This window comes from Nonomuraea sp. NPDC049421 (assembly GCF_040677005.1).
In the GTDB taxonomy this organism is placed as follows: Bacteria; Actinomycetota; Actinomycetes; order Streptosporangiales; family Streptosporangiaceae; genus Nonomuraea; species Nonomuraea salmonea.
Genome location: NZ_JBFAQA010000032.1, coordinates 34,057 through 59,764 on the forward strand (window position 1 = coordinate 34,057; position 25,708 = coordinate 59,764).

Annotated in this window: 15 protein-coding genes; 2 read left to right on the plus strand and 13 right to left on the minus strand. The window is 72.7% G+C overall.

Going from position 1 to position 25,708, the window contains the following annotated elements:
* Nucleotides 1-92 precede the first annotated feature (92 nt).
* The 3 genes from AB0K18_RS40005 to AB0K18_RS40015 are packed head-to-tail and all read right to left on the minus strand — an operon-like array spanning nt 93 to nt 4,997.
* The gene (locus tag AB0K18_RS40005; RefSeq protein WP_364925733.1) at nt 93-3,224 is read right to left on the minus strand and encodes an FtsX-like permease family protein; all 3,132 of its coding nucleotides are present in this window, start codon (nt 3,222-3,224) and stop codon (nt 93-95) included.
* Between the two features lie 16 nt (nt 3,225-3,240).
* Nucleotides 3,241-4,068, minus strand: coding sequence for an ABC transporter ATP-binding protein (locus tag AB0K18_RS40010; RefSeq protein ID WP_364925735.1), 828 nt, complete (start codon nt 4,066-4,068; stop codon nt 3,241-3,243).
* On the minus strand, nt 4,065-4,997 hold the full coding sequence (locus AB0K18_RS40015; protein ID WP_364925737.1) for an ABC transporter ATP-binding protein: 933 nt from the start codon (nt 4,995-4,997) through the stop codon (nt 4,065-4,067). Before AB0K18_RS40015 ends, AB0K18_RS40010 begins: the two co-directional genes overlap by 4 nt.
* A 192-nt stretch (nt 4,998-5,189) precedes the next feature.
* Here AB0K18_RS40015 and AB0K18_RS40020 point away from each other — a divergent pair, with 192 nt between their 5' ends.
* Nucleotides 5,190-5,558, plus strand: a complete 369-nt coding sequence (locus tag AB0K18_RS40020) for a hypothetical protein (RefSeq protein ID WP_364925738.1) — start codon at nt 5,190-5,192, stop codon at nt 5,556-5,558.
* A 276-nt stretch (nt 5,559-5,834) separates the two neighbouring features.
* Here AB0K18_RS40020 and AB0K18_RS40025 read toward each other — a convergent pair whose 3' ends face one another.
* From AB0K18_RS40025 to AB0K18_RS40065, 9 genes are all read right to left on the minus strand, one after another.
* Nucleotides 5,835-9,302, minus strand: a complete 3,468-nt coding sequence (locus AB0K18_RS40025; protein WP_364925740.1) for a ThuA domain-containing protein — start codon at nt 9,300-9,302, stop codon at nt 5,835-5,837.
* A gap of 26 nt (nt 9,303-9,328) precedes the next feature.
* Nucleotides 9,329-10,162: a sugar phosphate isomerase/epimerase family protein gene (locus AB0K18_RS40030; RefSeq protein ID WP_364925741.1), complete on the minus strand. Its 834-nt coding sequence runs from the start codon at nt 10,160-10,162 to the stop codon at nt 9,329-9,331.
* Nucleotides 10,163-10,199: 37 nt separating this feature from the next.
* The gene (locus AB0K18_RS40035; RefSeq protein WP_364925743.1) at nt 10,200-11,402 is read right to left on the minus strand and encodes a substrate-binding domain-containing protein; all 1,203 of its coding nucleotides are present in this window, start codon (nt 11,400-11,402) and stop codon (nt 10,200-10,202) included.
* A complete protein-coding gene (locus AB0K18_RS40040) occupies nt 11,389-12,339 on the minus strand; it encodes an ABC transporter permease (RefSeq protein ID WP_364925744.1) in 951 nt (316 codons plus the stop codon). Before AB0K18_RS40040 ends, AB0K18_RS40035 begins: the two co-directional genes overlap by 14 nt.
* On the minus strand, nt 12,336-13,331 hold the full coding sequence (locus tag AB0K18_RS40045; protein ID WP_364925746.1) for an ABC transporter permease: 996 nt from the start codon (nt 13,329-13,331) through the stop codon (nt 12,336-12,338). The genes AB0K18_RS40040 and AB0K18_RS40045 overlap by 4 nt, the downstream gene beginning before the upstream one ends.
* Complete coding sequence (locus tag AB0K18_RS40050; RefSeq protein ID WP_364925747.1) at nt 13,332-14,765, minus strand: sugar ABC transporter ATP-binding protein; 1,434 nt, start codon at nt 14,763-14,765, stop codon at nt 13,332-13,334.
* Nucleotides 14,766-14,849: 84 nt separating this feature from the next.
* Nucleotides 14,850-16,547, minus strand: a complete 1,698-nt coding sequence (locus AB0K18_RS40055; protein WP_364925748.1) for a ThuA domain-containing protein — start codon at nt 16,545-16,547, stop codon at nt 14,850-14,852.
* Nucleotides 16,548-16,558: 11 nt separating this feature from the next.
* Complete coding sequence (locus tag AB0K18_RS40060) at nt 16,559-19,369, minus strand: PQQ-dependent sugar dehydrogenase (RefSeq protein WP_364925750.1); 2,811 nt, start codon at nt 19,367-19,369, stop codon at nt 16,559-16,561.
* Between the two features lie 32 nt (nt 19,370-19,401).
* On the minus strand, nt 19,402-21,762 hold the full coding sequence (locus tag AB0K18_RS40065; RefSeq protein ID WP_364925752.1) for a ricin-type beta-trefoil lectin domain protein: 2,361 nt from the start codon (nt 21,760-21,762) through the stop codon (nt 19,402-19,404).
* 211 nt (nt 21,763-21,973) lie between these two features.
* Between AB0K18_RS40065 and AB0K18_RS40070 the strand changes: the two genes are divergently transcribed.
* Nucleotides 21,974-22,711 (plus strand): FCD domain-containing protein, encoded by a 738-nt coding sequence (locus AB0K18_RS40070; protein WP_364925753.1) that lies wholly within the window; start codon nt 21,974-21,976, stop codon nt 22,709-22,711.
* Nucleotides 22,712-22,719: 8 nt separating this feature from the next.
* Here AB0K18_RS40070 and AB0K18_RS40075 read toward each other — a convergent pair whose 3' ends face one another.
* Entirely contained in the window at nt 22,720-25,536 is a 2,817-nt protein-coding gene (locus AB0K18_RS40075) for a glycoside hydrolase N-terminal domain-containing protein (protein ID WP_364925755.1), read from the minus strand.
* Nucleotides 25,537-25,708 lie beyond the last annotated feature (172 nt).

The following is a 25,708-nucleotide window of genomic DNA, read 5'->3' on the forward strand; positions in this document are numbered from 1 at the left end:
CCACGCGTGCGTGCCGACGATGCCGGGCCGGTGGAGCTTCATGACGCCGCACACCACGCGTGCGTGTCGCACGATGCCGGGCCCGTAGAGCTTCATGACGCCACCCGCAGGTGGGCGGCGTCGGCGCGGCGGGCCTGGATGGTGACCACCATGCCGACCGCCAGGACGCAGGCGGCCAGCAACCCGGCGAGCAGGGTGGACTCGGCCGCCCAGGGCCAGACGGGCAGGACTTCGGGTACGGGGGCCGCGCCGGTGTCGGAGCGGATCTGGAGGGGGGCCACGAGATGGGTGGCGAGGGCGCCGACCGCCGCGCCCGCGGCGAGCAGGGGCAGCAGAATCCCGATGTGCTGGGCGAGCAGCACCCTGCGGATCTCGCGCCGGGTCAGCCCGAGCCCGCGCAGGCGAGCCACCTCGACCGCGCGGGCCCGCAGGTCGAACGTCACGTGCAGGACGATCCCGGCGAGCATCAGCAGGACCGCGGCCGGGACGAGCAGCCGGAGCACGGCAGGGAGGCCCGCCCGGAGCGGGCCGCCGGTGAGCCGGGCGGTCTCGGACGCGCGCGTGGTGGCGCCGGGGGCGTCGGCGGTGGGGTGGCCGACCCACCAGGCGTCCACGGGCGCCTCGAAGTCGCCGCGCACGGCCAGGGCTCGGGTGAGAGCGTCGAAGTCGGCCAGGACGGCGGCGGCGCCCGGGGCGGACGGCACGGCGGGGAGCACGTCGGCCACGCGGACCGGTACGGGGGTGAGGCCGACGGTGAGGTCGAGCCGGGAGCCGGGACGGGCGCCCACCTCGCCGGCGAACCGCGCGGAGACGGCGACCGGCACCGGCCCTGGGGCGGGGAAGGCGGTGGCGACCAGGCTGGCGGCGTCGGGCGGGCCCTGGAGCGAGACGGTGGTGGTCATCCGCAGCTCGGAGCCCTTGGCGGTCACGGCAGGGTTGGCGAGCTGGCGGGGGATCGGGCCGGCCGAGGTGGCGGTCCACGGTCCTTGCGAGGCGTCGGAGCCCGCCACGCTGAGGGTCACGGCGACGCGGCTGTCGGCCGCGGAGGTTCCGTAGAGGGTGTGGCCGGTGCCGACGTTCCCGGTGTCGATCTCGAACGGCAGCGACACCGCGACCAGCCGGAGCCCTTCGCCGCTCGCGCAGTCCGGCAGCGGGTGCGGCTTGCCGTCGAGCGGGATGGGCGGTCCCGTGCAGGGGGTGCGCAGTCCGGTCGGGTCCTGGAGCAGCAGCCGGGGCGTCGTGGTGAGCGGGGTCGAGCCGGTGGCGTTCCCGGTCAGGGAGAGTGCGGCTCCGGCCGGGATGGCGATGCCCGCCACCCGTGACGGCGGCGCGAGGGCGGCGCCCACGGTGCTCCAGGTGCGGCCGTCGTTCAGCCGGCCGCGCAGCAGCGCATCGGCGCGGGTGGCGTCCACGGCGACCAGCCTGGGCGGGTCGCCGGCGCCGCCGAGCCACTGGCCGACGGCGATGCCGCGGTCGGTGGCCGGGCTCACCTCTCCCCCGGCGGCCGTGCCGACCGCCGGGCCCTGGCCGACGGCGGGCGGGGCGGTGAGGGCGAGCGCGAGGTCGGTGCCGACGGCCAGGTCGGCCTGGTCCTGCTGGGAGCGCTGCCAGGTGGCGTCGAACCCGATCCCGTACGTGGCCGCCGCGCACCCCAGCCCGACCAGCAACCCGGCCGCGACCGCCTGCGGCCTGCGGGCGGCCTCGAACGCGGCCAGCGGCACCAGCAGCCCGCGAGCCCGGCGGGCCAGCCGTTCCACGACGCGCAGGGCGGGCCACACCAGGCGCAACGCCAGCGCGGATCCGGCGATGAGCAGCAGCGCGGGGGCGAGCACCCGTACGGCGTCGATGGGCGAGCCGGAACCGGCCGGCTGGTCGCGCAACTGCCACCAGCCGACGGCGGCGAGCGCCACGAGCAGCACGTCGGCGCCTGACCTGGCGAGCAGCTCCCGCCGGCGGCGCAGCGCCGTCGCGGGGGTGCGCAGGGACGGCACGACGAGCACCGCCGCCAGCGCCAGCGCGCCACCGGCGACGGACAGCACCTGGGCGGCGTTCACCCCGAACGGCGTGGCGAGCCCGGCCCCGGACATGGGCGCCAGCCGGGTCAGCGTGGCGTGCAGCGCGGAGGAGGCCGGGATCGCGACCGCGGTGGCGAGCACGGCGAGCGCGCCCGCCTCGGCGACCGCCGCCCCGGCGAGTTGCCCGCGGCCGACGCCGAGCGCGGACAGCAGCGTGGTCTCCTCTCCGCGCACGCCCGCGCTGAGCCGGCCGGCGAGGGCGAGGGCGGTCGCGGTCAGGACGAGCCCGATCGCGGCGACGGCGAGCACGGCGGCCGTGGTGACCCGCTGCTGGTCGTGGGCGGACAGCAGGGTCGAGGGGAGCTGGGAGGCGACGCGCTGGATCCGTACGCGGTCGCCGAGCGTCTGCCCCAGCCTGCGGTCGGCGGCGAGCACGGTCTGGATGACGGTGTCGAGGTCGCGGACGTCGGGGGCGGACAGGTCGGGGTGGGCGGTGATCTCCAGCCGGTCGAGGGTGGAGGCGCCGGCGAGCAGGTCGTGGAGGTCGGCAAGGAACGGCCCGTACGCGTGCACCGGCTGCGCCGAGCGGCCGTCGCGGTAGGCCAGGTCGTAGCCGGCGGCGGCGAGCGGGTCGCGCTCCCAGCCGGCGCCGGGCAGCGGGCGCACGACGCCGACCACGCTCACCTCGATCCCCGCGTCGGGGTCGTCGGCCAGCTCCCTGCCGAGACTGACCCGGCTGCCGACGGTCAGGCCGAGCCGTCGCGCGGTGCTCTCCAGGACTACGGCCTCCACCGGCGTGGCGCCCGCGCGCGGCAGGCGTCCCGTCACCGGCTGGGCGCGGGACCGCAGGTCCTCCACCGCCGACAGGTACGCCACCGCCTGCGTCCCCGTGCCGGGCAGCCAGCGCATCACCGACGACGTGCGGGCGGCCGTCGTCGCCTGGAAGGGGGTGAGGGCCGAGGTCAGCGCGGCGCGGGTGTCGTCGGCGACGGATCTCGCGTGCTCGCCGCGTACGGTGACGGTGTAGGCGGTGACGTCGATCTGGTCGGCGGTGGCGCGCGCGGCGGCGGTCTCACGGGCCTGCTCGGCGGTACGGGTGAGCAGGAGCGCGCACACGCCCAGCAGTGTCGTGCCGACCACGGCCACGGCCAGGAGCGCGGCCAGCATCGGCCACTGCGCACGGGCCCGCCGCGCGACCAGCCTCAGCACGAGCGGCCCTCACCACTCACGAATCGCCCCGCCCATCGGAGGACGCCCGCCGATTCCCGTCAGGCGAGGAGCGCGCGTCGGGGGGCTCGTCGAGGTGGCCGGCGGGGCGCGTGTCGGAAGGCCCGTAAGGCTCGTCGAGGTGGCCGGCGGAGTGCGGGTCGGGATGCTGGTCGAGGTGGCCGTCGTTGATGTGGATCACCCGGTCGGCGAGGGCGAGCATCGTGGGGTCGTGGGTGGAGACCAGGGCGGTCACGCCCTCCGACTCCACCACGCCGCGCAGCAACGCCATCACCGACAGGCCGGTCTCGGCGTCGAGCTGGCCGGTGGGCTCGTCGGCGATGAGCAGGCGAGGGGAGGCGGCCAGGGCGCGGGCGATCGCCACCCGCTGCTGCTGCCCGCCGGACAGCTCGCCGGGCAGTTGCTCGGCGTGGTCGGCCAGCCCGACCAGGTCGAGCAGCAGCGCGACCCGCCGCTCGCGTTCCGCCGGCGAGAGGCGGGCGAGGCGCAGCGGGGCGCCCACGTTCTCGGCGGCCGACAGCACCGGGATCAGGCCGAAGGTCTGGAAGACGTACGAGACCTTCTCCCGCCGCAGCAGCGCCAGGCCGTCCTCGTCGAGGGCGGTGACGTCGGTGCCGTCGACGTGGACCGTACCGGCGTCGGGGCGGTCCAGCCCGCCGATGACGTTCAGGAGTGTGGTCTTGCCGGAGCCCGACCGCCCGACCAGGGCGGTCATGGTGCCGGGCGCGAGGTCGAACGTCACGTCCCGCAGTGCCTGCACGGCGGTCGCCCCGCTGCCGAAGCGGCGGTGCACGCCGCGCACGCTGACCAGCGGCCCGCCGCTCATGCGGGCCCGCCGCCGTCGGGACGGATCGCCACGTGATCCGACTCGAGCACCAGCCGGACCCGCCTGGTCAGCGCCAGCGCCTCCCGGTAGTCGCGCGGCACCTGCACCCGTCCCGCCCGGTCCATCACGGCGTACTCCTCGGCGATGACCTGCTGGGCGCCGTCGTCGTCGGTGGCGGTACGCCGCAGGACCTCGCTGCTCGTCCGCCCGTCGCGGATGGCCACCGTCCGCTCGACCTGCCCGCTGACGGCGGGGTCGTGGGTGACGATGACGACGGTGACGCCCAGCCGCCGGTTGACCTCCCGCAGCAGCGCGAACACGGCCGCCGACGTGGCGCTGTCCAGCTCCCCCGTCGGCTCGTCGGCCAGCAGCACCTTGGGCTCGTTGGCGAGGGCGACCGCGATGGCGACCCGCATCTGCTGCCCGCCGGACATCTGCGCGGGCCGCCGGTCCGCGCAGTCGGCGACGCCGAGCAGGCCGAGCAGCTCGGCGGCGCGCTCGCGGCGGGCGCCGGCGGGGGTGCGGGCGGCCGTCATCGGCAGGTCGACCATCTGGCGCGCGGTCAGGTACGGGATGAGGTTGGCGGCGGTCTGCTGGCGGACGAAGCCCACGGTGTGCCGCCGGTAGCGGACGCGGTCGGCGCGCGACATGTCCAGGAGGTTCCACCGGTCGACCCGTACGCGGCCCGCGGTGGGCGCGTCCACCCCGGCCAGGATGGACAGCAGCGTCGACTTCCCCGACCCGGACGCGCCGACGACGGCCACCATCTCCCCGGCGTCCACGACCAGGTCGAGCCCCTGCAGCGCCTGCACCTCGACCGAGCCGGTCTGGTAGATGCGCACCAGGCTCTCGCAGGCGATCAGCGCGTCGCGGCCGAACTCGGGTGCCTTCGCCGGCGGCTCAGGCAGGGACAGCGGCGTGACGGCCATCGCCCTCCTCTGTCCCGGTACTGATCTCGGGGCAAGACTCTATCCTCCGGACAAACCTCGGCCCAACCCTCGTTCCGCCGGGTGATCGGGCGTATTCCCTTCGTATTCCAGGCTGCTGCCGGCGCGTGCCACGATCACGCCGAATGAGCCTCGGCCGGCGAGCCGATCTCCGGCCGGCGAAGGAGAAGACATATGCATCTGCTGAAGAAGGTCACCATCGGCGTCGCCGCCGCGGTGGCGAGCGTCGCCCTGGCCGCACCGGCCCACGCGGAGAGCTTCAAGCGCGACGTCGGGGACGGGATCGTCCGCTACAACGACGCCACCAACGAGCTGTGCGTCCTCGCGGACAACGTCACCGGCACGGCCTGGGTGGAGGTGACGCTCACCCGTCCTGGCACGATCGGCCGGCCCATCGTCATCAGGGACGACAACGTCAAGCATCCTGACGCGGTCTGCGGCCTGCTCACCGGCTTCGACGGCGTCACGTTCAAGGCGGCGTACGAGAGCTACTGGAGCGGGCGCGGCACCATCCTGCGCGGCTCGTTCGAGTTCCGATCCTGACGCGAAGGTCTCTCATGAAGAAGCTGGTGAAGACGGCCATTGTGGCGGCGGTCGCCGTGAGTTCGACGCTCGTCGGAGCACTGCCGGCGCACGGGACGCGCTCATGACGTGCAGGGCCAAGGACAAGCACCTCTAACAGGGCGCCCCGGCTCACCCGCCGGGCCGAAGGGGGCGGGCCGCCGAACGTGACGCCGTCCCTGGTGCCCGGCTGCAAAGCCGACGAGGCGCTCATCGCCTGGACTGCGGTGATGAGCGCGCTCGTCGCCGCGCCGCTGATCACCCGTTGCGGGTCCAGCGCTGGTTGGCGCCGCCGTTGCAGGGCCAGATGGTGAGCCCGGTGCCGTTCGCGGTGGCGTGGCCTGGCACGTCCAGGCACTTGTTCGCGCCGACGGCGGTAATCGTGCCGTCGGTGTTCATGCGCCACTTCTGGTTGTCCTGGCCGTTGCAGGTCCAGGTGATGACCGCGGTGCCGTCGGCGGTGCCGCCGCCGTTGACGTCCAGGCAGCGGTCGCCGTGCATTCGCAGCTCGCCCGCCTCCGTCAGGGTCCACTGCTGGTCCGCCTGGCCGTCGCAGTCCCAGATCTGGACCTGCGAGGCGCCCGCGTCCAGGCAGCGGCCTGACTCGACGCCGCGCAGCGCGAACGTGTCCGCGGGCGTGCCGTCCCCCGTGCCGACGCCCTGGCCGTTGAAGGTGATGGAGTCGAGGTCGAACGCGTTCGCGGACGGAGCCTTGAACACGACGTACAGGTTGTGCGTGCTGCCCGGGTCGGTGACGGACACCGCGGGCAGTGACACGTAGGTGTCCCAGCCGCCGGTCGCCGGCACGGTCCTGGTGGCGACGAGAGCTCCCGTCGGCGAGCCGGCGCGCAGCTCGACGGAGGCTCCGGTGGCGGACGGCGCCGAGACGCGGAAGGTCACCGAGTCGATGCCGGACAGGTTGACCGGGGTGAAGGAGATCCAGTCGCCGTTGGAGATGTCGCCGATGCGCCTGGCGCCCTCGGCGCCGGACTGCTCGACGACGCGGACCCCGGACGAGCCGGTGAAGTGCTCGGCCTGCTTGTGCTTCGGTTGCAGGGTGATGCCGGCGGTGCCCTTCAGGCCGCCGGAGTCGGTGTGGTCGGCGGTCAGGGCGTAGTAGACGTTCGCGGTCTCGTCGTGGCCGGAGGCCGTGGTCGTGACCGTCCCCGTGCATCCGGTGTACTGGCCGGTGTCGTGGGCGTGCTGGTCGTGGCCGAGCGCGGTGGTCACGGTGACCTCGGCGCAGTCGGCGGCGCCGTCCTCGGCGTCGGTGGCGACGACGGTGTAGTCCACCTCGTCACCGAAGTCGATGAACCCGCCGTCGGGCGGCGCCGAGAAGGCCACCTCGGGACGGGTGTTGCCGACGACGACGGGCACCGTGACGCTGCCGGTCCTGCCGCCCGTGTCGCGGACGGTGAGCCTCGCGGTGTAGGTGCCGTCGGCGGTGTAGGTGTGCGAGGGGTTGGCGGCGGTGGAGGTCGCGCCGTCGCCGAAGTCCCAGGCGAAGGTGATGGCGTCGCCGTCGGGGTCGGACGAGCCGGCCGAGGAGAAGGCGACGGTGAGCGGCGCGGTGCCCGAGTCGGGGCCGGCGCTCGCCTTGGCCAGGGGCGCGCGGTTTCCCGCCACGTAGTCGATGCGGTAGATGCTGTCGTCGGTGTTCGCGTGGCCGAAGCCGTTGCCCCAGTCGGCCATGTAGAGGGCCCCGTCGGGGCCGAACTTCATGTCGATCGGCGCGCGCGGCGCGATCTGCGCCACGAAGGGGCTGATCTTCAGGAGGTTCCCCGAGGAGTCGAGGCGGAGCTCCTTGACGAAGTTGCGGCTCCACTCGTAGAAGAACGGCGTGCCGTCGTAGTAGGCGGGGAACTTCCGCTCCGAGCCGGAGGCCGCGTCGTAGCGGTAGAAGGGGCCGCCCATCGGGGCGGCGCCGCCGCAGCAGTCGATCTCGGGGAACTCCTCCGAGGCGTGGTAGTCGTACCACACGGTCGCGGGCTTGGCGGCCGGGAGGTTGGTCAGGCCGGTGTTGTTGGGCGAGTCGTTGACCGGCGCCGAGCAGTTGAACGCCGGGCCCGAGGCGCCGGTGGCGAAGTTGTAGTCGCGGTACGCCAGGTTGGGGCCGACGCAGTACGGCCAGCCGTAGAAGCCGGGCTCCTTGATCAGGTTCCACTCGACGGTGCCCTCGGGGCCGCGGCCGGAGTTCGCGGCGCCCGCGTCGGGCCCGTAGTCGCCCACCGAGATCCAGCCCGTCTCCTTGTCGACCGAGAAGCGGAACGGGTTGCGGAAGCCCATCGCGTAGATCTCCGGCCGGGTCCTCGCGGTGCCGGGCGGGAACAGGTTGCCGGACGGGATCGTGTAGGTGCCGTCGGGCTCGGGGTGGATGCGCAGGATCTTGCCGCGCAGGTCGTCGGTGTTGGCCGAGGAGCGCTGGGCGTCGTAGTGCGCCCTGCCCTGCCGCTCGTCGATCGGGGCGTAGCCGCTGGAGCCGTTGGGGTTGGTGTCGTCGCCGGGGCCGATGTAGAGGTCGCCGCCCGGCCCGAAGGCGAGGTAGCCGCCGGTGTGGCCGGGCTCGTCGACGTTCCGGTACGCCGGAATCTCGATGATCTTCTTCTCGCTCGCCGGGTCGAGGGCGGTGCCGTCGAAGGTGAAGCGGGACACCCGGTTCACCTCGCCGCCGCTCGCGGGCGAGTAGTTGAGGTAGATCCAGCCGTTGTCGGCGAAGTCCGGGTCGAGCGCCAGCCCGATGCCGCCGTCCTCGCCGCCGTCGTAGACCGGCAGGGTGCCGATGACGCGCGTGCCGCCGCCGTTGGCGGGGATGAGGTTCACCTTGCCGGAGCGCGAGATGTAGAAGACGCTGCCGTCGGCGGCCACGTCCAGCTCCATGGGCTGGTCGGGCGCGCCGTCGAGGGTGACCTTCTGGTAGCGGGCCTCGACGGTGCCGCCGCAGTCGCCCGGGGCCGCCCCGGCCGCCCACTGTACGGCGCCCAGCAGGTGCCGCCGGAACAGCGGCTCGCTGTAGGAGGACGCCTGGTGGCCCATCGCGGTGGCGAACACCCGGCCGCCCTCCGGCCGGTGGCACCAGGAGATCGGGTGGTCGGCGCCCATCCTGCTCGATCCCGCGTCATAGGTGGTCTCGTCGGCGGTCACCAGCACGTGGACCGAGCCCCGCATGTTGGTGTCGAAGTTGTACCACTCCTCGGTGCGCGTCCACCGGTCGGGTAACCCCTGGGTGGCGGGGTGGACCTGGTCGGCCACCTTGGCGGTGCCCGGCACGACCGACGAGTGTGCGGTCATGTGGGCGCCGGCCATGACGACCTCGTCCCACCAGGGGAACTGCGCCTCGATGTTCATGTCGGTGGCGTTGTGGACGGCGACGACGCCGCGCCCGCCGCGTACGTACGACTGGAAGGCCTGGCGCTGGGCGGCGTCGTCCCACACCATGCCGTTGGTCTGGAACATGATCACCGCGTCGTAGGTGCTCATCGCCGCGCTGGTGAAGACGGAGGAGTTCTCGCTGTGGTCGAGCTCGAAGTCGTTGTCGGCGGCCAGCTGCTGGAACATCGCGACGCCGGCGGAGATGGAGTCGTGCCGGTAGGCGCCGCCCGCCGTCTCGGTGAACAGCAGCACCTTGAACGGGTCCGCGAGCGCGTGCGCGACGGGCGGTGACGACGACAGCAGCAGCAGTCCTGACAGGGCCGCGGCCAGGGCGGTGAGCAGGCGTGATCTTCGCATGGGAGAGCTCCTGAGGGGTGGATGGTTCACAGCGTGCGCAGGTACGCCAGGCCGTCCACGGCCAGGGCGTCCTGGCTGCGCGCGAGCGGCCGCCAGATGGAGGCCGCGGTGGCGATGCTCCGGTTGTGCGCGGTGAACGACTCGATGACGAGCGGGCCCTGATAGCCCACCTGGCGCAGGGCCTGCGTGAAGCCGGGCCAGTCGAACCGGTCGGCTCCCGGCGTGCCGCGGTCGGTGCCGCACACCTGGACGTGCGCGAGGCGGTCTGCCGCGGCGAGGACGGCCAGGGCGGGGTCCTTCTCCTCGATGTTCAGGTGGTAGACGTCGAGTGCCAGGTGGCAGTCCTCCGGCAGCGTCTCGAGTGCCTGCTCGACGGTGTTGACGAGGCTGGTCTCGTACCGGTTGAGCGGCTCGACCGCGAGCTTCACGCCGCGCCCGGCGGCGTGGTCCAGGACGGGGCGCAGGTTCTCGCGCAGCTCGGCGCCGGCCTTGCCGCGCTCGTACGGCGACAGCCGCCACGTGCGGCCCACCGACGCGTACGCCGGCCCCGCGACCACCGGCGACCCGACTGTCACCGCCACGTCGACGCAGTGCCGCAGGTAGTCCTGGGTGTCGCGGACGGTCCGCGGGGAGGCGGCCACGAGCTCGCGTCCCGGGGGCATGACCAGCACCACGGACGCGGCCAGCCCGTGCTCGGCCAGCACCGCGGCGGCCTTGTCGGGGTCCCAGTCGCCGGGCCGCTCGACGGGCAGCTCGATGACGTCGAAGCCCCACCGGGCGATGCGGGGGGCGAGCCTGGCCAGGTCGTCGTCGGTCAGCGGGGAGACCCAGACCCAGGTGTTCACTCCGATGGAGAACATGGCGTCCCTCTTCGTCGTCGTTCGCGGGAGGGAGCGGTCAGCTCCGCTTCCCGCCCCAGCCCTCCGGGAAGCCGGGCAGGTCCTCGCAGCCGCACAGCGCGTAGTGCAGGGGCGGCATGCCGGGCTTGAGGTAGGCGTGCAGGGTGTCGGCGGTGATCTTCGGCTGCGGGAGGTTCCACGTCTCGGGCACCTCCTGGCCCTTGAGGATCCTCAGCGCGGCGATGACGGGGGTGCGCCACTGGTAGGTGGGGTACGTGGGCGCGACGGCGGTGAGGCCGGCGTCCTTCCACTTCTGCAGGAAGTCCTGCTGGTCCTCGCCGCTGATCGGCGGCACCGGCAGGCCGGCGTCCTCGAACGCCTCGATCGCGGCCACGGCCGTGGCGCCCGCGTCCATCCAGACGCCGTCGACGGTGCCGTGCCGCTGGATGTAGTCGCCGACGATGCTCTTGGTCTTGGCGGCGTCGCCGTCGGTGAACTCCACGCCCACCACCTGGACGCGGCTGCCGTCGAAGACCGCCTTCGCCGCCGACCAGCGCGTCTCCAGCACGTCCACGCCGGGCAGGATGCGCAGCGCCAGCACCTTCCCGCCGGCCGGCACCTTCTCGGCGAGGAACTCGGCGGCGTCGGCGCCGAAGGCGTAGCCGCCGATGGGCTTGATGAACGTCACCGGGCAGCCGGTCCGCACGCCCCGGTCGAACACGATGACGGGCACCTTCGCGCAGGCGGCCGTCACGGCGGGGGTGAGGGTGGCGGTGGTGTTCGGCGAGACGATCAGCGCGTCGCAACCCTTGTCCTGCAGCTCGGCGATGTCGGAGATCTGCTTGTCGTCCTTGCCCTCGGCGTCCAGCACGGTGAACGTCTCGATCTCCTCGTGCAGCTCGACCTCGGCCTGCATGGTCTTCCAGCCGACCTGCCGCCAGGGGTTGTCGACCGCCGCGTTGGAGAAGCACAGGTGGTAGGGCCCGTCCTTCTTGTACCGGGTCGTGTCGACCATCTTCGGGGCGATGGCCTGCTCCCACGGCTTGTCCGCGGGGCCCTCCGGTTCCTGGGAGCGCATGGCCAGCTGGGCGTCGAAGTCGGCCTGGACGAAGAACGCCGACTGAGCGCCGGTGCCGGAGCCCTGGGTGCTTGCGGCGGACGCCCCAGGGGTGGTGGTGGCGGCAGGTTGGTCGACGGTGCAGGCGGCGACGAGGGCGCCGGCCGCCATGAGCGCGGCGGCTGCGGCCTTAGGGCGCGGCATGTGCGTCTCCTCTTGACGGGAAGGGTTTCCTGGGAAGCCGGACGGCTCCTGCCGCGACCGCGGCGATGATGATGACGCCCTGCACGGCGGACTCCAGCGCCCCCGAGATCCCGTACAGGTTGAGCAGGGTGAACAGCGCCTCCAGCGTGCAGGCCCCGGCCATGGCGGCGACCACGGCGCCGCGCCCGCCGCCCAGCGCCACGCCGCCGAGCACGACCGCGGTGATGGCGGAGAACTCCAGCCCCTGCCCCACCTGCGCCGAGACCCCGGCGAACCCGCCGAGCAGGACGGCCGCGACGGCCGCCGACAGGCCGGAGAGCATGAACGCGTAGATCTTGACCCGGTCGACCCGGACGCCGGACAGCGCGGCGGCGCGCGCGTTGTCGCCGGTGGCCACCAGCGTCCTGCCGAAGCGGGCGCGCGTGAGCGCGATGGCCGCCGCGCCCGCGGCCAGCAGGATCAGCACCGACCACGGCACCGGCCCGAACCCGCCGCGGCCGAACGCGCGGAAGCCCTCCGACAGCGCGCCGCGCGGCGCGCCGCCGGTCCAGAGGAAGACCGCCCCGCTGAGGACGAGCAGCATGCCGAGCGTCACGATGAACGACGGCACCCGCAGCTTGGTGGTGAGCAGGCCGTTGACCAGGCCGACGAGCAGCCCGGCGACGATCAGCAGGGCGAGGACCGGCCAGGTGGCGGACTCCTCGCCGTCGATGAGCCGGGCGGCGACCACCACCTCGGCCGTCACCAGCGAGCCGACCGACAGGTCGAACTCGCCGGAGACGATGACGAAGTACTGCCCCGCGGCGAGGATCACCAGCGGCGCGGCCCGCTTGAGCAGCGCCAGGAACCCGGCGGGCTCCAGGAGGAGGGGGTTGGCGACCGCGATCGCGACCAGCAGGGCCGCGAGGACGATGAGGATGGGCAGCGCTCGTCTCATGTCGCCCGCCTGGTGCCGCGCCGGGCGTAGACGGCCACCGCGACGACGATGACCGCGCCGCGGACCACGTCCTTGGCGAAGGAGTCGACTTCGAGCTGGTTGAACAGGGTGTCCAGGACGGCCAGCAGCAGCACCCCGCCGACCGTTCCCGCGACGCCGCCCCTGCCGCCGGCCAGCGCGGTCCCGCCGAGCACGACCGCGGCGATGGACTCCAGGTCGTACCCGCCGTCGGGGCCCACCGTGGGCGCTCCCGCCCCGAGTCTGGCGGCCAGCAGCAGGCCCGCGACGCCGGCGCAGAGCGAGCAGAGCACGTGGGTGATCACGATGACGCGGGACGTGCGGATGCCGGACAGCCGGGCGACGTCCTCGCCGCCGCCCACCGCGTAGATCCGGTGGCCCAGCCGGGTCCGCGCCAGCAGGACCCAGGCCGCCACCGCCACGCCCGCCCAGAGCATGGCCGAGACGGGGACGGGCCCGGCGCGCGCGTAGCCGAGGAGCTGGAACGACTCGGGCACCTCGCCGGCCGGGCCGTCGTACAGGTGGTCGACGACGCCCTTGATGATCAGGCCGACGCCGAGCGTGGCGATGAAGGCGTGCACCCGGAGCCGGGTGATGACCAGCCCGTTGACCAGCCCCACCAGCGCGCTGACGGCCAGCACGGCGGCGCAGGCCGTAACGATGTCGCCGCTCCGGCCCGCCATGACCTCCGCCGCGACCAGCGACGTCAGGCTGATCAGGTACGCCACCGACAGGTCGAGCGAGCCGGCCAGGATCGCCAGCGTCTGCCCGATCGCCACGATGCCGAGGGCCGCGGAGCGCTGCTGGATGCCGACGACGCTCTCCAGGGTGAGGAACCGGCCGCCGTCGAGCGCGACGATGAGCCAGCCGGCCGCGAGCAGGGCGAACAGGGCGAGGAACACCACACGCGCCGGATCGCGCAGGTGCCCGGCCAGGCCGCCGCCGGTGCGGCCGGTGCGGGCGAGCAGGTCCATTCAGGCCACCTCGCCCGCGGCCAGGCGCATGACGGCCTCCTCGGAGGCACCGGCCGGCAGCGTCCCCGCGACGCGGCCGTCGCGCAGCACGACGATGCGGTCGCTCATGCCGATGAGCTCGGGCAGCTCGGACGAGATCATCATGACGGCCGTGCCGTCGCCGGCCAGGTCGCGCATGAGGTCGTGGATCGCGGCCTTGGCCCCGACGTCCACTCCGCGGGTCGGTTCGTCGAACAGCAGCACCCGTGGCGTCATCGTCAGCCACTTGACGAGCACGACCTTCTGCTGGTTGCCGCCGGACAGGTAGCGGACCTCCCGGTGCGGGGGCGGCAGGCGCACCCGGTCGAGCAGGCCGCTGATCAGGGTAGGGTTCCCCGCGCCGGTCGCGCGGGCGGCGAGCAGGACGTTGTCGTGTACGGACTGGCGCAGCGCGAGGCCCTCGGCCTTGCGGTCCTCGGTCACGAGCCCGATGCCGTGGGCCATGGCCTCGCGGACCGAGCGCGGGCGCGCGGGGGTCATCTCGCCCGTGGTGAACGGCTCCGCGCCGAAGATCGCCTTGGCGAGCTCCGTCCTGCCGGACCCCTGCAGGCCCGCGACGCCGACGATCTCCCCGGCGCGCAGCTGCAGGTCGATGTCGCGCAGCTTGTGGTTGCCCGCCCCGCGCAGGCTCAGGCGTACCTCGCCGGCGCCCGCCGAGCGGGGCGGGTAGTAGGTGCCGAGGTCGCGGCCCACCATCAGGCGGATCAGCTCGTCGCGGGTCACCTCGCCGGCGGGGACCGTGGTGACGCGGGCGCCGTCCTTGAGCACGGTGACCCGGTCGGCGAGGTCGAGCACCTCGCGTAATCGGTGGGAGATGTACATGACGGCGGCGCCGCGCTCGCGCAGCCGCCGGATCAGCCGGTAGAGCAGCGCGACCTCGTGCTCGGCGAGCGCGGCGCTGGGTTCGTCCATGACGAGGAGCCGGGCGTGCACCGACAGCGCCTTGACGATCTCGACGATCTGCTGCCGGGCGACCGGCAGGCGCTTGACGGTGTCGCGGGGGCCGATCTGGGTCTCCCCCAGCTCGTCGAGGAGCGCGGCGGTGGCCCGCTCCATGGCGGCGCGGTCGACCAGGCCGCGCCTGACGGGCTCGCGGCCGAGGAACACGTTCTCGGCGACGGTGCGTTCTGGCAGCAGGTTGAACTCCTGGTGGATGATCGCGATGCCGGCGCGCTGCGCCTCCAGCGGGTGGGCGAAGGAGACGGGCCGGCCGTCGACCTCGATCACGCCCTCGTCCGGTGCGTGCACCCCGCAGATGATCTTCATGAGGGTGGACTTGCCCGCGCCGTTCTCGCCGACGACGGCGTGCACCTCGCCGGCCTTCGCCTCCAGGTCCACCCCGGACAGCACCCGCACGCCCAGGAAGCTCTTGCCGATGCCGCGCAGCCTCAGCACCGGGCCGCCTGCCTGGTCGTGCGGGCGGTGGATCGTGTCCTCATGCTCCTCCTGACGGGGACGCCGGATGGTGGCCGGACCGCTTCAGGTGCGGGTCCAGCGCTGGTTGGTGCCGCCGTGGCAGGACCAGATGTGCACCTTGCTGCCGTTGGCGGTGCCGTAGCCGCTGACGTCCAGGCACTTGTTCGCGCCGACGGCGGTGATCGTGCCGTCGGCGTTCAGACGCCATTTCTGGTTGTTCTGGCCGTTGCAGCTCCAGGTGATGACCGCCGCGCCGTCGGCCGTGCCGCCGCCGTTGACGTCCAGGCACCGGTTGCCGTTCACCCGCAGCTCGCCCGCGTCCGTCGGCGTCCACTGCTGGTTCGCCTGGCCGTTGCAGTCCCAGATCCGCATCTGGGTGGCGCCGGCGTCCAGGCAGCGGCCGGAGCCCACGCCGCGCAGCGCGGTCGCGCCGCCCGGGGCGCCGGTCAGTTCCTTGACGCGGATGTTGCGGAAGGACACGACGTCGCCGGGGCCGTGGTTCTGGATGCCGATGTGGCCCTGCTGGAGCGAGCGGGCCGGGTCGGCGTTGGTGAAGTCGTTGATCTTGGTGCCGTTGAGGAAGACCTGCAGCCGCTCGCCCTCGACCAGCAGCTCGTAGGTGTTCCACTGGCCCGGCGGGTTGAGCGCGGCGTCGCGGGCGGCGAGGTCGGCGGCCTGGAAGCCGTAGACGGCCCCGGTCGTCCTGTCGGCGGCGTCGGTCGCGTCGATCTGCACCTCGTATCCGGTGCCGAGCGCCGTGGCCGGGTCGGTGGTCGCCGGGAATCCGACGATGACGCCGGAGTTGGAGTCGCCGGTCAGCTTCCAGTCGAGCTTGAGCGAGTAGGAGCCGAACTCCTTGGCGTCGTACCACAGCATGCCCATGCCGCCCTGGGAGGTCAGGGTGGCGTCGCCGCTGGTGAACGAGCCGGGGCCGGCCTGCGACCAGCCCGCGGTGGAGCCGTTGTAGAGGGCCGTGTAGCCGGTCTCGGGGCGGCAGTCGGCGTCGACGGCCCCGGCCGCGTACCGGATGCCGCCGAGCAGCAGCGCGCGGAAGTCCGGGTCGGCGTACGACGCCTGGGTGTGCCCGAGGCCGGTGTAGAACGCGCGACCCGACGACTGCGTGCGGCACCACGTGATCGGGTGGTCGCCCATGCTGCCGCCGCTGTAGCTGCTCTCGTCGAGACTCTGCAGCACCCGGACGTTCTGGCGGGGGTTGGTGCGGTAGTTGTACCACTCGTCGGTGCGGGTCCAGGCCGGCCCGAGGTGCGCGGTCGCGGCGTGCGCCCGGTCCTCGTTGCGGACGGTGGCCTGCTGGATCGCCGGGTGGCTGCTGAACCAGGCGCCCATCAGCTGCCCGTAGTAGGGCCAGTCGTACTCGGTGTCCGCCGCCGCGTGCACCCCGACGTAGCCGCCTCCGCCGTCCACGTACGCCTCGAAGGCGGCCTGCTGGCTGCCGTTGAGCACGTCGCCGGTGGTGCTGAGGAAGACGACCGCCTGGTACTGGGCCAGGTTGCCGGTGGTGAAGGCGCCGGAGTCCTCGGTGGCGTCCACGTCGAAGTCGCCCGCGCCGCCGAGGTCGCGGATGGCCTGGATGCCGGCGGGGATGGCGTCGTGCCGGAAGCCGGCCGTCTTGGAGAAGACGAGCACCTTGAAGGCGGCGGCCTCGGCCGGGACGGCGTGGACGGCCATCGCCGCCGCCGCGGTGATCGCCACCGCCGCGGCGGACAGGCGTTTCAGCAAGGGGGTCGGTTGACGCAGCATGGGGGGTCCTTTCAGACGCGGGTCCAGCGCTGGTTGTTTCCTCCGCCGCAGGTCCAGATGCGCGCCTTGGTGCCGCCGGCGGTGGCGGCTACGTCCAGGCACTTGTTCGCTCCTATGGCGGTGATCGTGCCGTCGGCGTTCATGCGCCACTTCTGGTTGTTCTGGCCGTTGCAGTCCCAGATGATCACCGCGGTGCCGTCGGCCGTGCCGGCGCCGTTCACGTCCAGGCACTTCCCGCCGTAGACCCGCAGCTCGCCTGCATCGGTCGCGGTCCACTGCTGGTTCGGCTGGCCGTTGCAGTCCCAGATCTGCGCCGGCGCGCCGTTGGCCTGCGAGGCGCCGTCCACGTCCAGGCAGCGGTTCGACGCCACGCCGCGCAACGCGCTCGTGGCGCCGGAATCGCCGGTGGACAGGGTGAAGGCGTCCACGTCGAACAGGTAGCCCTGGCCTGCCGGGCCGCGGAAGACGAGGGAGAGCGTCGTGGTCCCGGCCGGCGCGCCACTGAGTGCGGCCGAGACGTCGGTGAAGGTGTCCCAGCCGCCGGTGCTCGTCACGGTCGCGGTGCCGAGCAGCGTGCCCGTCGCCGAGCCGGCCCGCACCTCGATCCTGCCGCCCGCGCCGGCCGAGGACACGCGGGCGGTGAACCGCGTCGCCCCCGCGAGCTGGTACGGCTGGAAGGAGATCCAGTCGCCGTCGTCGATGAAGCCGGCCGTCACTCCGCCTTCCGCGGTGGCGTGCTCGGCCGTCTGGATGCCCTGGTGGGCGCCGAAGTGCTCCGCCTGGCGGTGCCGCGGCTGCAGGGTGCGGGCGCTGGTGGAGGTGAGGCCGCCGCCGTCGGTGTACGACGCCTCGAAGACCCCGTAGATGTTGGCCGCGGCCTCGTGCTCACCGTCCACGGGCACCGCGATGGAGCCCGAGCAGCCGCTCGTGGAGGTGATCTGGTGCCGATGGCTGTCGTGGCCGAGGAAGTAGGCGACGGTGACCTCGTCGCAGTCGATCGTGCCGTCCTCCGGGTCGCTGACGGTGACCTGGAAGGGCACGGTGTCGCCGAAGGAGAACAGCCGCCCGTCGGCCGGGGTGGTGAGGGTGACGGTCGGCGCGGTGTTGCCGACGGTCACGATCACGCTCGCCGTGCCGGTCAGCCCCTGCGGGTCGCGGACCGTGAGCGTCACCGTGTAGGTGCCCTCCGTGGTGTAGGTCCTGGTCGGGTTCGCCGCCGTGGAGGTGGCGCCGTCGCCGAAGTCCCACGCGTACGTCAGCGCGCCGCCCTCCGGGTCGGAGCTGCCCGCCGAGGAGAACGCCACCGTGAGCGGCGCCGGCCCTGACGTCTTGTCGGCGGACGCCTTGGCGATCGGGTTGCGGTCGGCGTCGCCGATGTACTCGATGCGGTAGAGGGCCTGGTTGTTGTTGCCGGTGCCGTAGTCGAGGACGTACAGAGCGCCGTCGGGGCCGAAGGCCATGTCCATGACCTGCGTTCCCGACCAGGGGAAGGCGGCGATCTCGCCGTACCCGCCGTCCTGCTCGACCTCGATCGCCTTGATCCAGCGGCGGCCGTACTCACCGGCGAAGAAGCGCCCGTCGAGCGACGAGGGGAACTTGACGGCCGAGTTCAGAGCGGGGTCGTAGCGGTAGACGGGGCCGCCCATGGGCGACTCCGCGCCGGAGCCGAACTCGGGCGGGCTGCCGGCGTCGCCCGCGTACCGGATCCAGGCGGGTTTCGCCGGGGGCAGTGTGGTCAGGCCGGTGTTGCGGAAGGAGTCGTTCGTCGGCCCGCCCGCGCAGTTGTACTTCGGGCCGGTGCTGTTGGTGGCGAAGTTCCACGCGTTGTAGGTCTCGGTGGTGGTGTTCGTGCCCGTGCAGTACGGCCATCCGTAGTTGCCGGGGCCGGTGACGCGGTTGAACTCCACCTGCCCGCTGGGCCCGCGGCCGGAGTTGGTGACGCCGGCGTCGGGCCCGTAGTCGCCGAGGTAGACGACGCCGGTCGCCTTGTCCACGCTCATCCTGAACGGGTTGCGGAAGCCCATCGCGTAGATCTCCGGCCGGGTGTTCGCGGTGCCCGGCGGGAACATGTTGCCGCCGGGGATGGTGTAGCTCCCGTCGGGCTGCGGGGTGATGCGCAGCAGTTTTCCGCGCAGGTCGTTGGTGTTGGCGGCGGAGCGCTGGGCGTCGTACTGCGGGTTGCGGTTGGTGCGCTCGTCCAGCGGGGAGTAGCCGCCCGACTCGAACGGGTTGGTGTCGTCCCCGGTGGTGAGGTAGAGGTTGCCGGCGGCGTCGAAGTCGATGTCGCCGCCGACGTGGCAGCACTGGCCGCGGTCGTTCGGCACCCGCAGGACCACCTTCTCGCTGCTCATGTCGAGGGTGTCGTCCGCGTTGAGGGTGAAGCGGGACAGGTGCAGCTCGCCCTTCCACTGGTCGAACTGGGACTGCGTGCCCGTGCTCGGCGCGTCGCCGCCGGGGGTGTTGAGCCGCGGCGAGTAGTAGAGCCAGATGTGCCGGTTGGCGGCGAAGCCGGGGTCGGCCGCGACGCCCTGCAGGCCCTCCTCGTCGTGGGTGTAGACGTTGAGCCGGCCGGCCACCTTCGTGGCGCCTGCGGCGTCGGTGACGCGTACCGTGCCGTCGCGTGCCGTGTGCACCACCGACCGGTTCGGCAGCACGGCCAGGGACATCGCCTCGCCCAGCTCGGAGCCGCCCGAGGCGAGGGACACCTGCTGGTAGTCGGAGGCCGGGATGTCGGCGGCGGCCGGGGTGGCGCCGAGGGTGAGCGCTGCGGGGGTGATGAGCGCCAGCGTGGTCAGCAGCGTGAGCCACGGGTGTCGGGACATGTGTTCTCTCCTGCGGCACTTCGGGGATGGTGTCAGGCGCGGGACCACTGCTGGTTGGTGCCGCCGTGGCAGGACCAGATGTGCACCTTGCTGCCGTTGGCGGTGCCGTAGCCACTGACGTCCAGGCACTTGTTCGCTCCTACGGCGGTGATCGTGCCGTCGGCGTTCAGACGCCACTTCTGGTTGTTCTGGCCGTTGCAGTCCCAGATGATCACCGCGGTGCCGTCGGCCGTGCCGGCGCCGTTCACGTCCAGGCATTTCCCGCCATAGACCTGCAGCTCGCCGCTGGGAGTGGCGGTCCACTGCTGGTTCGGCTGGCCGTTGCAGTCCCAGATCTGCACCTGCGCGCCGTTGGCCTGCGAAGCGCCGTTGACGTCCAGGCAGCGGTTCGAGCCCACGCCGCGCAGCGCGGTCACCTCGCCCGAGCCGTCCGAGCCTTCCGGGCCGGCGGCGGCGATCACGGCCTGGGCTCCGGACGGCCAGGCGCCGTTGGTGACGGTGACGTTGGTGTTCACCACGTTGCCGCGGTCGCCGTTGGTGACGTTGGTGCTGCCGTTGGTCGACCAGTTGCCGGTGACGGTGAAGTCGCCCATGTTCTCGCCGTACCAGTAGTTGGCGGTGGCCCAGGTGCCGGTGTCGGCCAGGACGTTGTTCCTGACCGTGTAGTACCGGGAGCCCTCGTCGAAGTAGATGCCGAACCAGCCGTTCGTCCGCCGGCAGTGGTTGCCGCTGATCACCGCGCCCGGGTTCCACGACAGCGTGTAGATGCAGCCGCCGTCGGTCATCTGCCGCATGACGTCGTGCACGTAGTTGCCGACGAGCCGGTTGCCCGATGCGGTGGTGGGCGTGGTGTAGCGGGGCTGGAAGTCGTACAGGCCGCGCTGGGCGTAGTGGTCGCTGCCGCCCGGCTCGTTGGCGCCCCAGCCGTACCCGATCGACATGCCGGTGTAGGGCAGGTTGTAGACCTCGTTGTGGGAGACGTCGGTGCCGGTGACGTACGTGGTCAGGACCGAGACGATGCCCCGGTGGTCGAGGCCGAGGTCGTGGATGCGGTTGTGGCTGACGGTGATGTTCCTGTTGACCATCCGCTGGTCGCTCGGGTGGTGGGCGTCGGCGCGGACACCGCCGACGACGATGCCGCCCGCCGCGCTGTGGGCGATCTCCGACCGGGTGACCGAGATGCCGGAGGCGCCGAGGCCGACCCCGCTGGCGTGGGCGTTGGCGTCGTTGCCGATGCCGATGGCCGTCTGTCCCAGGTTGACGAAGCGCGAGCCGGTGAAGGTGATGGTGTTCGCGGCGGAGACCTGGACGGCGGCGGGCGACTGGAACCAGTGCGGTCTGGTCGCCTCGAACTCGCGGCACCCCTGGTGGCAGGCGCTGAAGGCGGGCCGGTTCCAGTCGCCGGCGATGTAGGCGCCGGTCTGCTGGTCCACGAAGCCCTGGTCCCTGCCAGGTCCGAGCCAGCTCGTGCCGGTGAAGGTGATCCCGCTGAAGGTGATGTGGTGCGCGGGCGCGCCGTAGGTGCCGCCGACGTGCACCAGCGACTGCAGCACCGGCAGCTCCACGCTCACCTCGGCCATGTCCTGCCCGGGGAGCGGGATGTAGGACAGGGCGCCGGTCGCGGGGTTCAGGTGCCACTCCCCCGGCGTGTCGAGGAACTCGTAGGCGTTGACCAGATAGAGCGGGCCCGCCCGGTGCGGGCTGGTGAAGGTGTCGTAGCCGAAGTTGTTGTTGCCCCAGGCGGGCTGCCGCATCGTGATGAGGTTGCCGCTGATGCTCTGCACCGGCGCGTACCGGTCGGTGAAGGAGCCGACGCTCTCCATCTCGACCCGGCCCGGGTCGGCGAGGTTGTTCAGGTAGCCGAGCGCGCTGCTGGTGAACCTCATCCCGGCGCTGCTCGCGGTGAAGTCGGAGCGGTTGACGGCGGTGCGGGCCCGGGTGGCGGGCGCGCCGTCCACGTACAGTTGCCGGGTGTCGCCGCCGGCGGCGACGGTGGCGCGCCAGATGTTCCTGCCGGGGTCGGCCAGCGTCCAGCCGGTGACCGGGCGGGCTCCGCTGATGACCGGGACGGCGCCCTCGGCGGCCTGCCACCTGACGGTGTGGCCGTTGGCGCCGGAGTCGGCGGCGCTCAGCCGGAGCGGCGCGGACAGCCGGTACACGCCGCCGGCCAGTTCCACGACGATGTCGCCCGACATGCCGGCGGCCCGCTCCCTGACCGCCTCCTGGGCCGCGGCCAGCGAGCACGGCTGGGCGGAGGTGCAGGCGGTGCCGGTGCCGGCGGGTGCGGCGTACAGGGTCGTGGTGTCGGCGAGTGCCGGAGGGGCGGGGGCGATGAGGGCGAACGCCGCGATGAGGAGGCCGATCAGGGGGAGTCTCGGCGAGGGTAAGTGCACGGTTCGTTCCTTCGGGGGGTAGGGACGCCCACTCATTACCTGCGGATCTCGGGGGCCCGTCAAGAAACTAAGCGGGCCTATTTCTTCAGGCCGGTCAGTTGCGGTGCGTTCACCTGCGCGAATCTCGCCGTCTCTGCGATGAACGTTTCATATGTGTCGTACTTATCCGGAATCGGTCATACTCAGGCTGGAGCGGCGAGGAAGGAGCACGGTGACCGACACCCCCCGCGAGAGCGGATACCGGCCGGGCTACGAGGTGGCGGCCGAGCAGGTGCTGGAGCTGATCGTCCGGCTCGGCCTGCGCCCGGGCGACCGCATGCCGACCGAGCACGAGCTGGCCGGGCAGCTGGGCACCAGCCGGACCGTGGTGCGCGAGGCGGTGAAGATCCTCTCCGCGCTGGGCCGCGTACGCGCCCAGAAGGGCCGCGGCCTGTACGTGGCCGACGACGAGGGCATGCTCGGCACCGGCCGCTGGGGCTCCTTCTTCCTGCCGACCGACCTCGACCACGTCTACAGCCTGTTCGAGTTCCGCCGGGCGCAGGAGATGGAGACCAGCCGGCTGGCCGCCCGCCGGGCCACCCCCGCCGAGTTGCGGGCCGTCGAAGAGGCGGCCGGCCGGTGCCGCGAGGGCTTCGAGACGGGGCGCGAGGAGCTGTTCAACGAGGGCGACGACGCCTTCCACACCGCCGTCGCCGCCGCGTCGCACAACATGTTCCTGCAGGTCGCCGTGCGCGAGGCGCGCCGGCTGCAGGCGCAGTCGAGCCTGATCGGCCTGCGCGGCTCGGTGGGCGGGCACGCCGCGAAGGCCGTCGAGGAGCACGACGCGATCTGCCAGGCCATCCGCGCCGGCGATCCCGAGGCGGCCGCGCAGGCCGCGGCCGCCCACATCGACAACACGCTCGACGACTACCGCAGGGAGATCCAGCAGCGCCTGTTCTCCTCCCGCTGAGGCCGGGGTCACACCGGGGTGATGGTCCACTGGTTGTTGGTGCTGCCGTTCGGAGCCCACATCCCCACGGTGGAGCCGACGGTGGCGTTGCCCATGCCGTCGAGAGCGGTCCCCGTACTCCGGTTGATGATCTGGTGGCGGCCGCCGGACACCGCGTTGAGGCGCCACTGCTGGGCGGCGCCGCCGTTCCAGGGCGCCTGCCGCGCGTTCGCGCCGTTGGCGGCGTCGCCCCGGCTGTCGATGACCATGCCGTTGGTGCGGTTGACGATGCGGTACCAGCCGCCGCCCAGGTCGACGAGCCGCCACTGCAGGTTGGTGCTGCCGTCGTAGGACCACTGCTTGACCACCGAGCCGGAGGGGACGTTGCCGCCGCTGTCCAGGACGAGGCCGGTGGTGGCGTTGGCGATGCGGACGTAGGTGACGGGCGCGGCGGTCACCGTGACGCGGTAGGTGCGGCCGGCCTGGCCGGTCAGGGTGATGACGTCCGGCTCCGGCTTCGTGACGGTGACGGTGCCGCCGGTCGTGGTGTCGGTCACCTGGAGGGTGCCGGCGAACGAGCGGTTGCGGACGTTCACCGTCGCGTCGCGGTCGAAGCCGACGAGGACCTCGGTGGCCGCGCCGGACCGCCAGGTCGCGCCCACGGTGTGGCCGCCGCGGCCCCGCAGGCCCTGCACGGCGCCGTTCTGCCAGGCCGGCGGCAGGGCGGGCAGCACGTGCAGCTCGCCGGCGTGGCTCTGCAGCAGCATCTCGGCGATGCCGGACGTGGCGCCGAAGTTGCCGTCGATCTGGAACGGGGGATGCAGGTCGAACATGTTGGGCGCGAGCCGGTCCGTACGGACGAGGAGGCCGAGCAGCTGGTGGGCCCGGCCGCCCTCCTCCAGGCGCGCCCAGTAGTTGATCTTCCAGGCGAGTGACCAGCCGGTGCCGTCGTCGCCGCGCAGCTCCAGGGTCCGCCGCGCGGCGGTGTGCAGCGACGGGGTGCCGCGCTTGGTGATCTGGTTGCTGGGGTGCAGGCCGTACAGGTGGGAGACGTGCCGATGGTTCCTCTCGGGCTCGATCCAGTCGTACAGCCACTCCTGGATGTTGCCGCGCGAGCCGATCTTCATCGGCGGCAGCTGATCGCGGGCGGCGAGGACCTGCGTCCTGAAGCCGGCGTCGGTGCCGAGCTCCTGCGCGGCCCTGGCGCAGCCGTCGAACAGGTCGCGCAGGATCTGGTTGTCCATCGTGGGGCCCGCGCAGACGCTGGCGTCGGCGTGGTGGGCGAGCTCAGGGGAGTTCGACGGGTTCGTGACGAGGTGGCCGAGGGCCGGCTCGCGGACGAGGGTGTCGAGGAAGAACTGCGCGGCGCCCTTCATGGCCGGGTAGTGCCGCTCCAGGAACTCCTTGTCGCCGGTGAAGGTGTAGTGGTCCCAGATGAGGGTGGCCAGCCAGGCGCCGCCGGTCTGCCACATGCCCCAGAACGCGCCGTCCACGACCGACGTCCCGCGCCAGGCGTCGGTGTTGTGGTGGGTCACCCAGCCGCCGGCGCCGTACTGGACCTGGGCCGTGCGGGCGCCGGTGATCGCGAGGTCGTCGATCATCTCGAAGACCGGTTCGTAGCATTCGGCGAGGTTCGTGGTGTCGGCCGGCCAGTAGTTCATCGGCAGGTTGGCGTTGATGGTGTATTTGGAGTCCCACGCCGGGGTCAGCGAGTCGTTCCAGATGCCCTGCAGGTTGGCCGGTTGGGTGCCCGGCCTGGAGGAAGAGATCAGCAGGTAGCGGCCGTACTGGAAGAGCAGCGTGGCGAACTGCGGGTCGTCGGTGCTCGCGTACTGCGCGATCCGCACGTCGGTCGGCTGGTCGGCGGCGGCGGTGCGGCCGAGGTCGAGGGTGGTGCGCCCGAACAGCCGCTGGTAGTCGGCGACGTGCCGGCCGCGCAGCTCGTCGTACGTCCGCCCGGCCGCGGCGTCGAGATGGCGCCGGGCGATGCCCTGGTGGTCGCCGCCGACGTCGCGGAAGCTCACGTAGCCGGAGCCGATGGAGATCAGCAGGGTCACGCTGTCGGCACCGCGGACCTGCAGCGTGCCGCCCGAGCTGCTCACGCTGCCGCCCTGGGCGACGGCCCTGGCCAGGGCGCGGAACTTGACCGAGCCCGGCACGCCTTCCATGTCGCCGGAGACCCCGTCGAGCGCCACGGTGGCGCCGTCCGGGCTGGTGCGCGTCGTCCGCTGGGGGCTGTCGAACGTCGCGGAGAACGTGATCGAGCCCGGCCTGTCGGCGGTCAGGCGGAGGGCGATCACCTGGTCGGGGGCGCTGGCGAACGCCTCGCGCGTGTACCGTACGCCGCTCCGCACGTAAGAGACGGCGGTGGTGGCCGTGGTGAGGTCGAGGTGGCGCTGGTACTCCGAGACGCCGCCGCTGCCGCCGAAGGTGAGGCGCAGGTCGCCCACCGTCTGGTACGCGAGCTGGCCGGCCGGGGAGCCGAGCATGGTCTGGTCGATCAGGGCCTGGGCCTGGCCCCACTGGTTCTGGAAGACCAGCTGCCTGATCTGCCCCAGCGCCGCCGCCCCTCGGGGGTTGCTCTGGTCGTAGGGGCCGCCGGCCCAGACGGTGTCCTCGTTGAGCTGCAGCCGCTCGGTGTCGGTGTTGCCGAACACCATGGCGCCCAGGCGGCCGTTGCCGATCGGCAGGGCGCGCAGCCAGTCGGTGCCGGCGCTCTCGTCGTACCAGAGGGCCAGGTCGTTGGCGGCGCGCACCTCCTGAGGGGGCGCCGAGGCGGCTCGGGCGGTGGCCGTCCAGGACAGCGGCAGCATCGCGGCTCCGGCGCCGGCCGCGCCGAATCTCAAGACTTGCCTTCGCGATAGGTCGGACATCTCGCTTCTCGTTCCCTTGCGGGTCGCGGGTGTGCGGGAGCGTGGACCGGCCGTCCGGGCACTGCCTGCGGGCACGCTCGCGCCGGCGTCCGGCGCGGGGAGCGCTGCCGCCCTGGTACGGCTCAGGTCCGGTCGTCTGGGACGG

What these genes read in the sequence shown, in the direction of transcription:
- AB0K18_RS40010 (WP_364925735.1), bottom strand. Translation starts at nt 4,068, where the DNA reads ATGAGCGGCGGGCCGCTGGTCAGCGTGCGCGGCGTGCACCGCCGCTTC.
- AB0K18_RS40015 (WP_364925737.1), bottom strand. Translation starts at nt 4,997, where the DNA reads ATGGCCGTCACGCCGCTGTCCCTGCCTGAGCCGCCGGCGAAGGCACCC.
- AB0K18_RS40020 (WP_364925738.1), top strand. Translation starts at nt 5,190, where the DNA reads ATGCATCTGCTGAAGAAGGTCACCATCGGCGTCGCCGCCGCGGTGGCG.
- AB0K18_RS40025 (WP_364925740.1), bottom strand. Translation starts at nt 9,302, where the DNA reads ATGCGAAGATCACGCCTGCTCACCGCCCTGGCCGCGGCCCTGTCAGGA.
- AB0K18_RS40030 (WP_364925741.1), bottom strand. Translation starts at nt 10,162, where the DNA reads ATGTTCTCCATCGGAGTGAACACCTGGGTCTGGGTCTCCCCGCTGACC.
- AB0K18_RS40035 (WP_364925743.1), bottom strand. Translation starts at nt 11,402, where the DNA reads ATGCCGCGCCCTAAGGCCGCAGCCGCCGCGCTCATGGCGGCCGGCGCC.
- AB0K18_RS40040 (WP_364925744.1), bottom strand. Translation starts at nt 12,339, where the DNA reads ATGAGACGAGCGCTGCCCATCCTCATCGTCCTCGCGGCCCTGCTGGTC.
- AB0K18_RS40045 (WP_364925746.1), bottom strand. Translation starts at nt 13,331, where the DNA reads ATGGACCTGCTCGCCCGCACCGGCCGCACCGGCGGCGGCCTGGCCGGG.
- AB0K18_RS40055 (WP_364925748.1), bottom strand. Translation starts at nt 16,547, where the DNA reads ATGCTGCGTCAACCGACCCCCTTGCTGAAACGCCTGTCCGCCGCGGCG.
- AB0K18_RS40060 (WP_364925750.1), bottom strand. Translation starts at nt 19,369, where the DNA reads ATGTCCCGACACCCGTGGCTCACGCTGCTGACCACGCTGGCGCTCATC.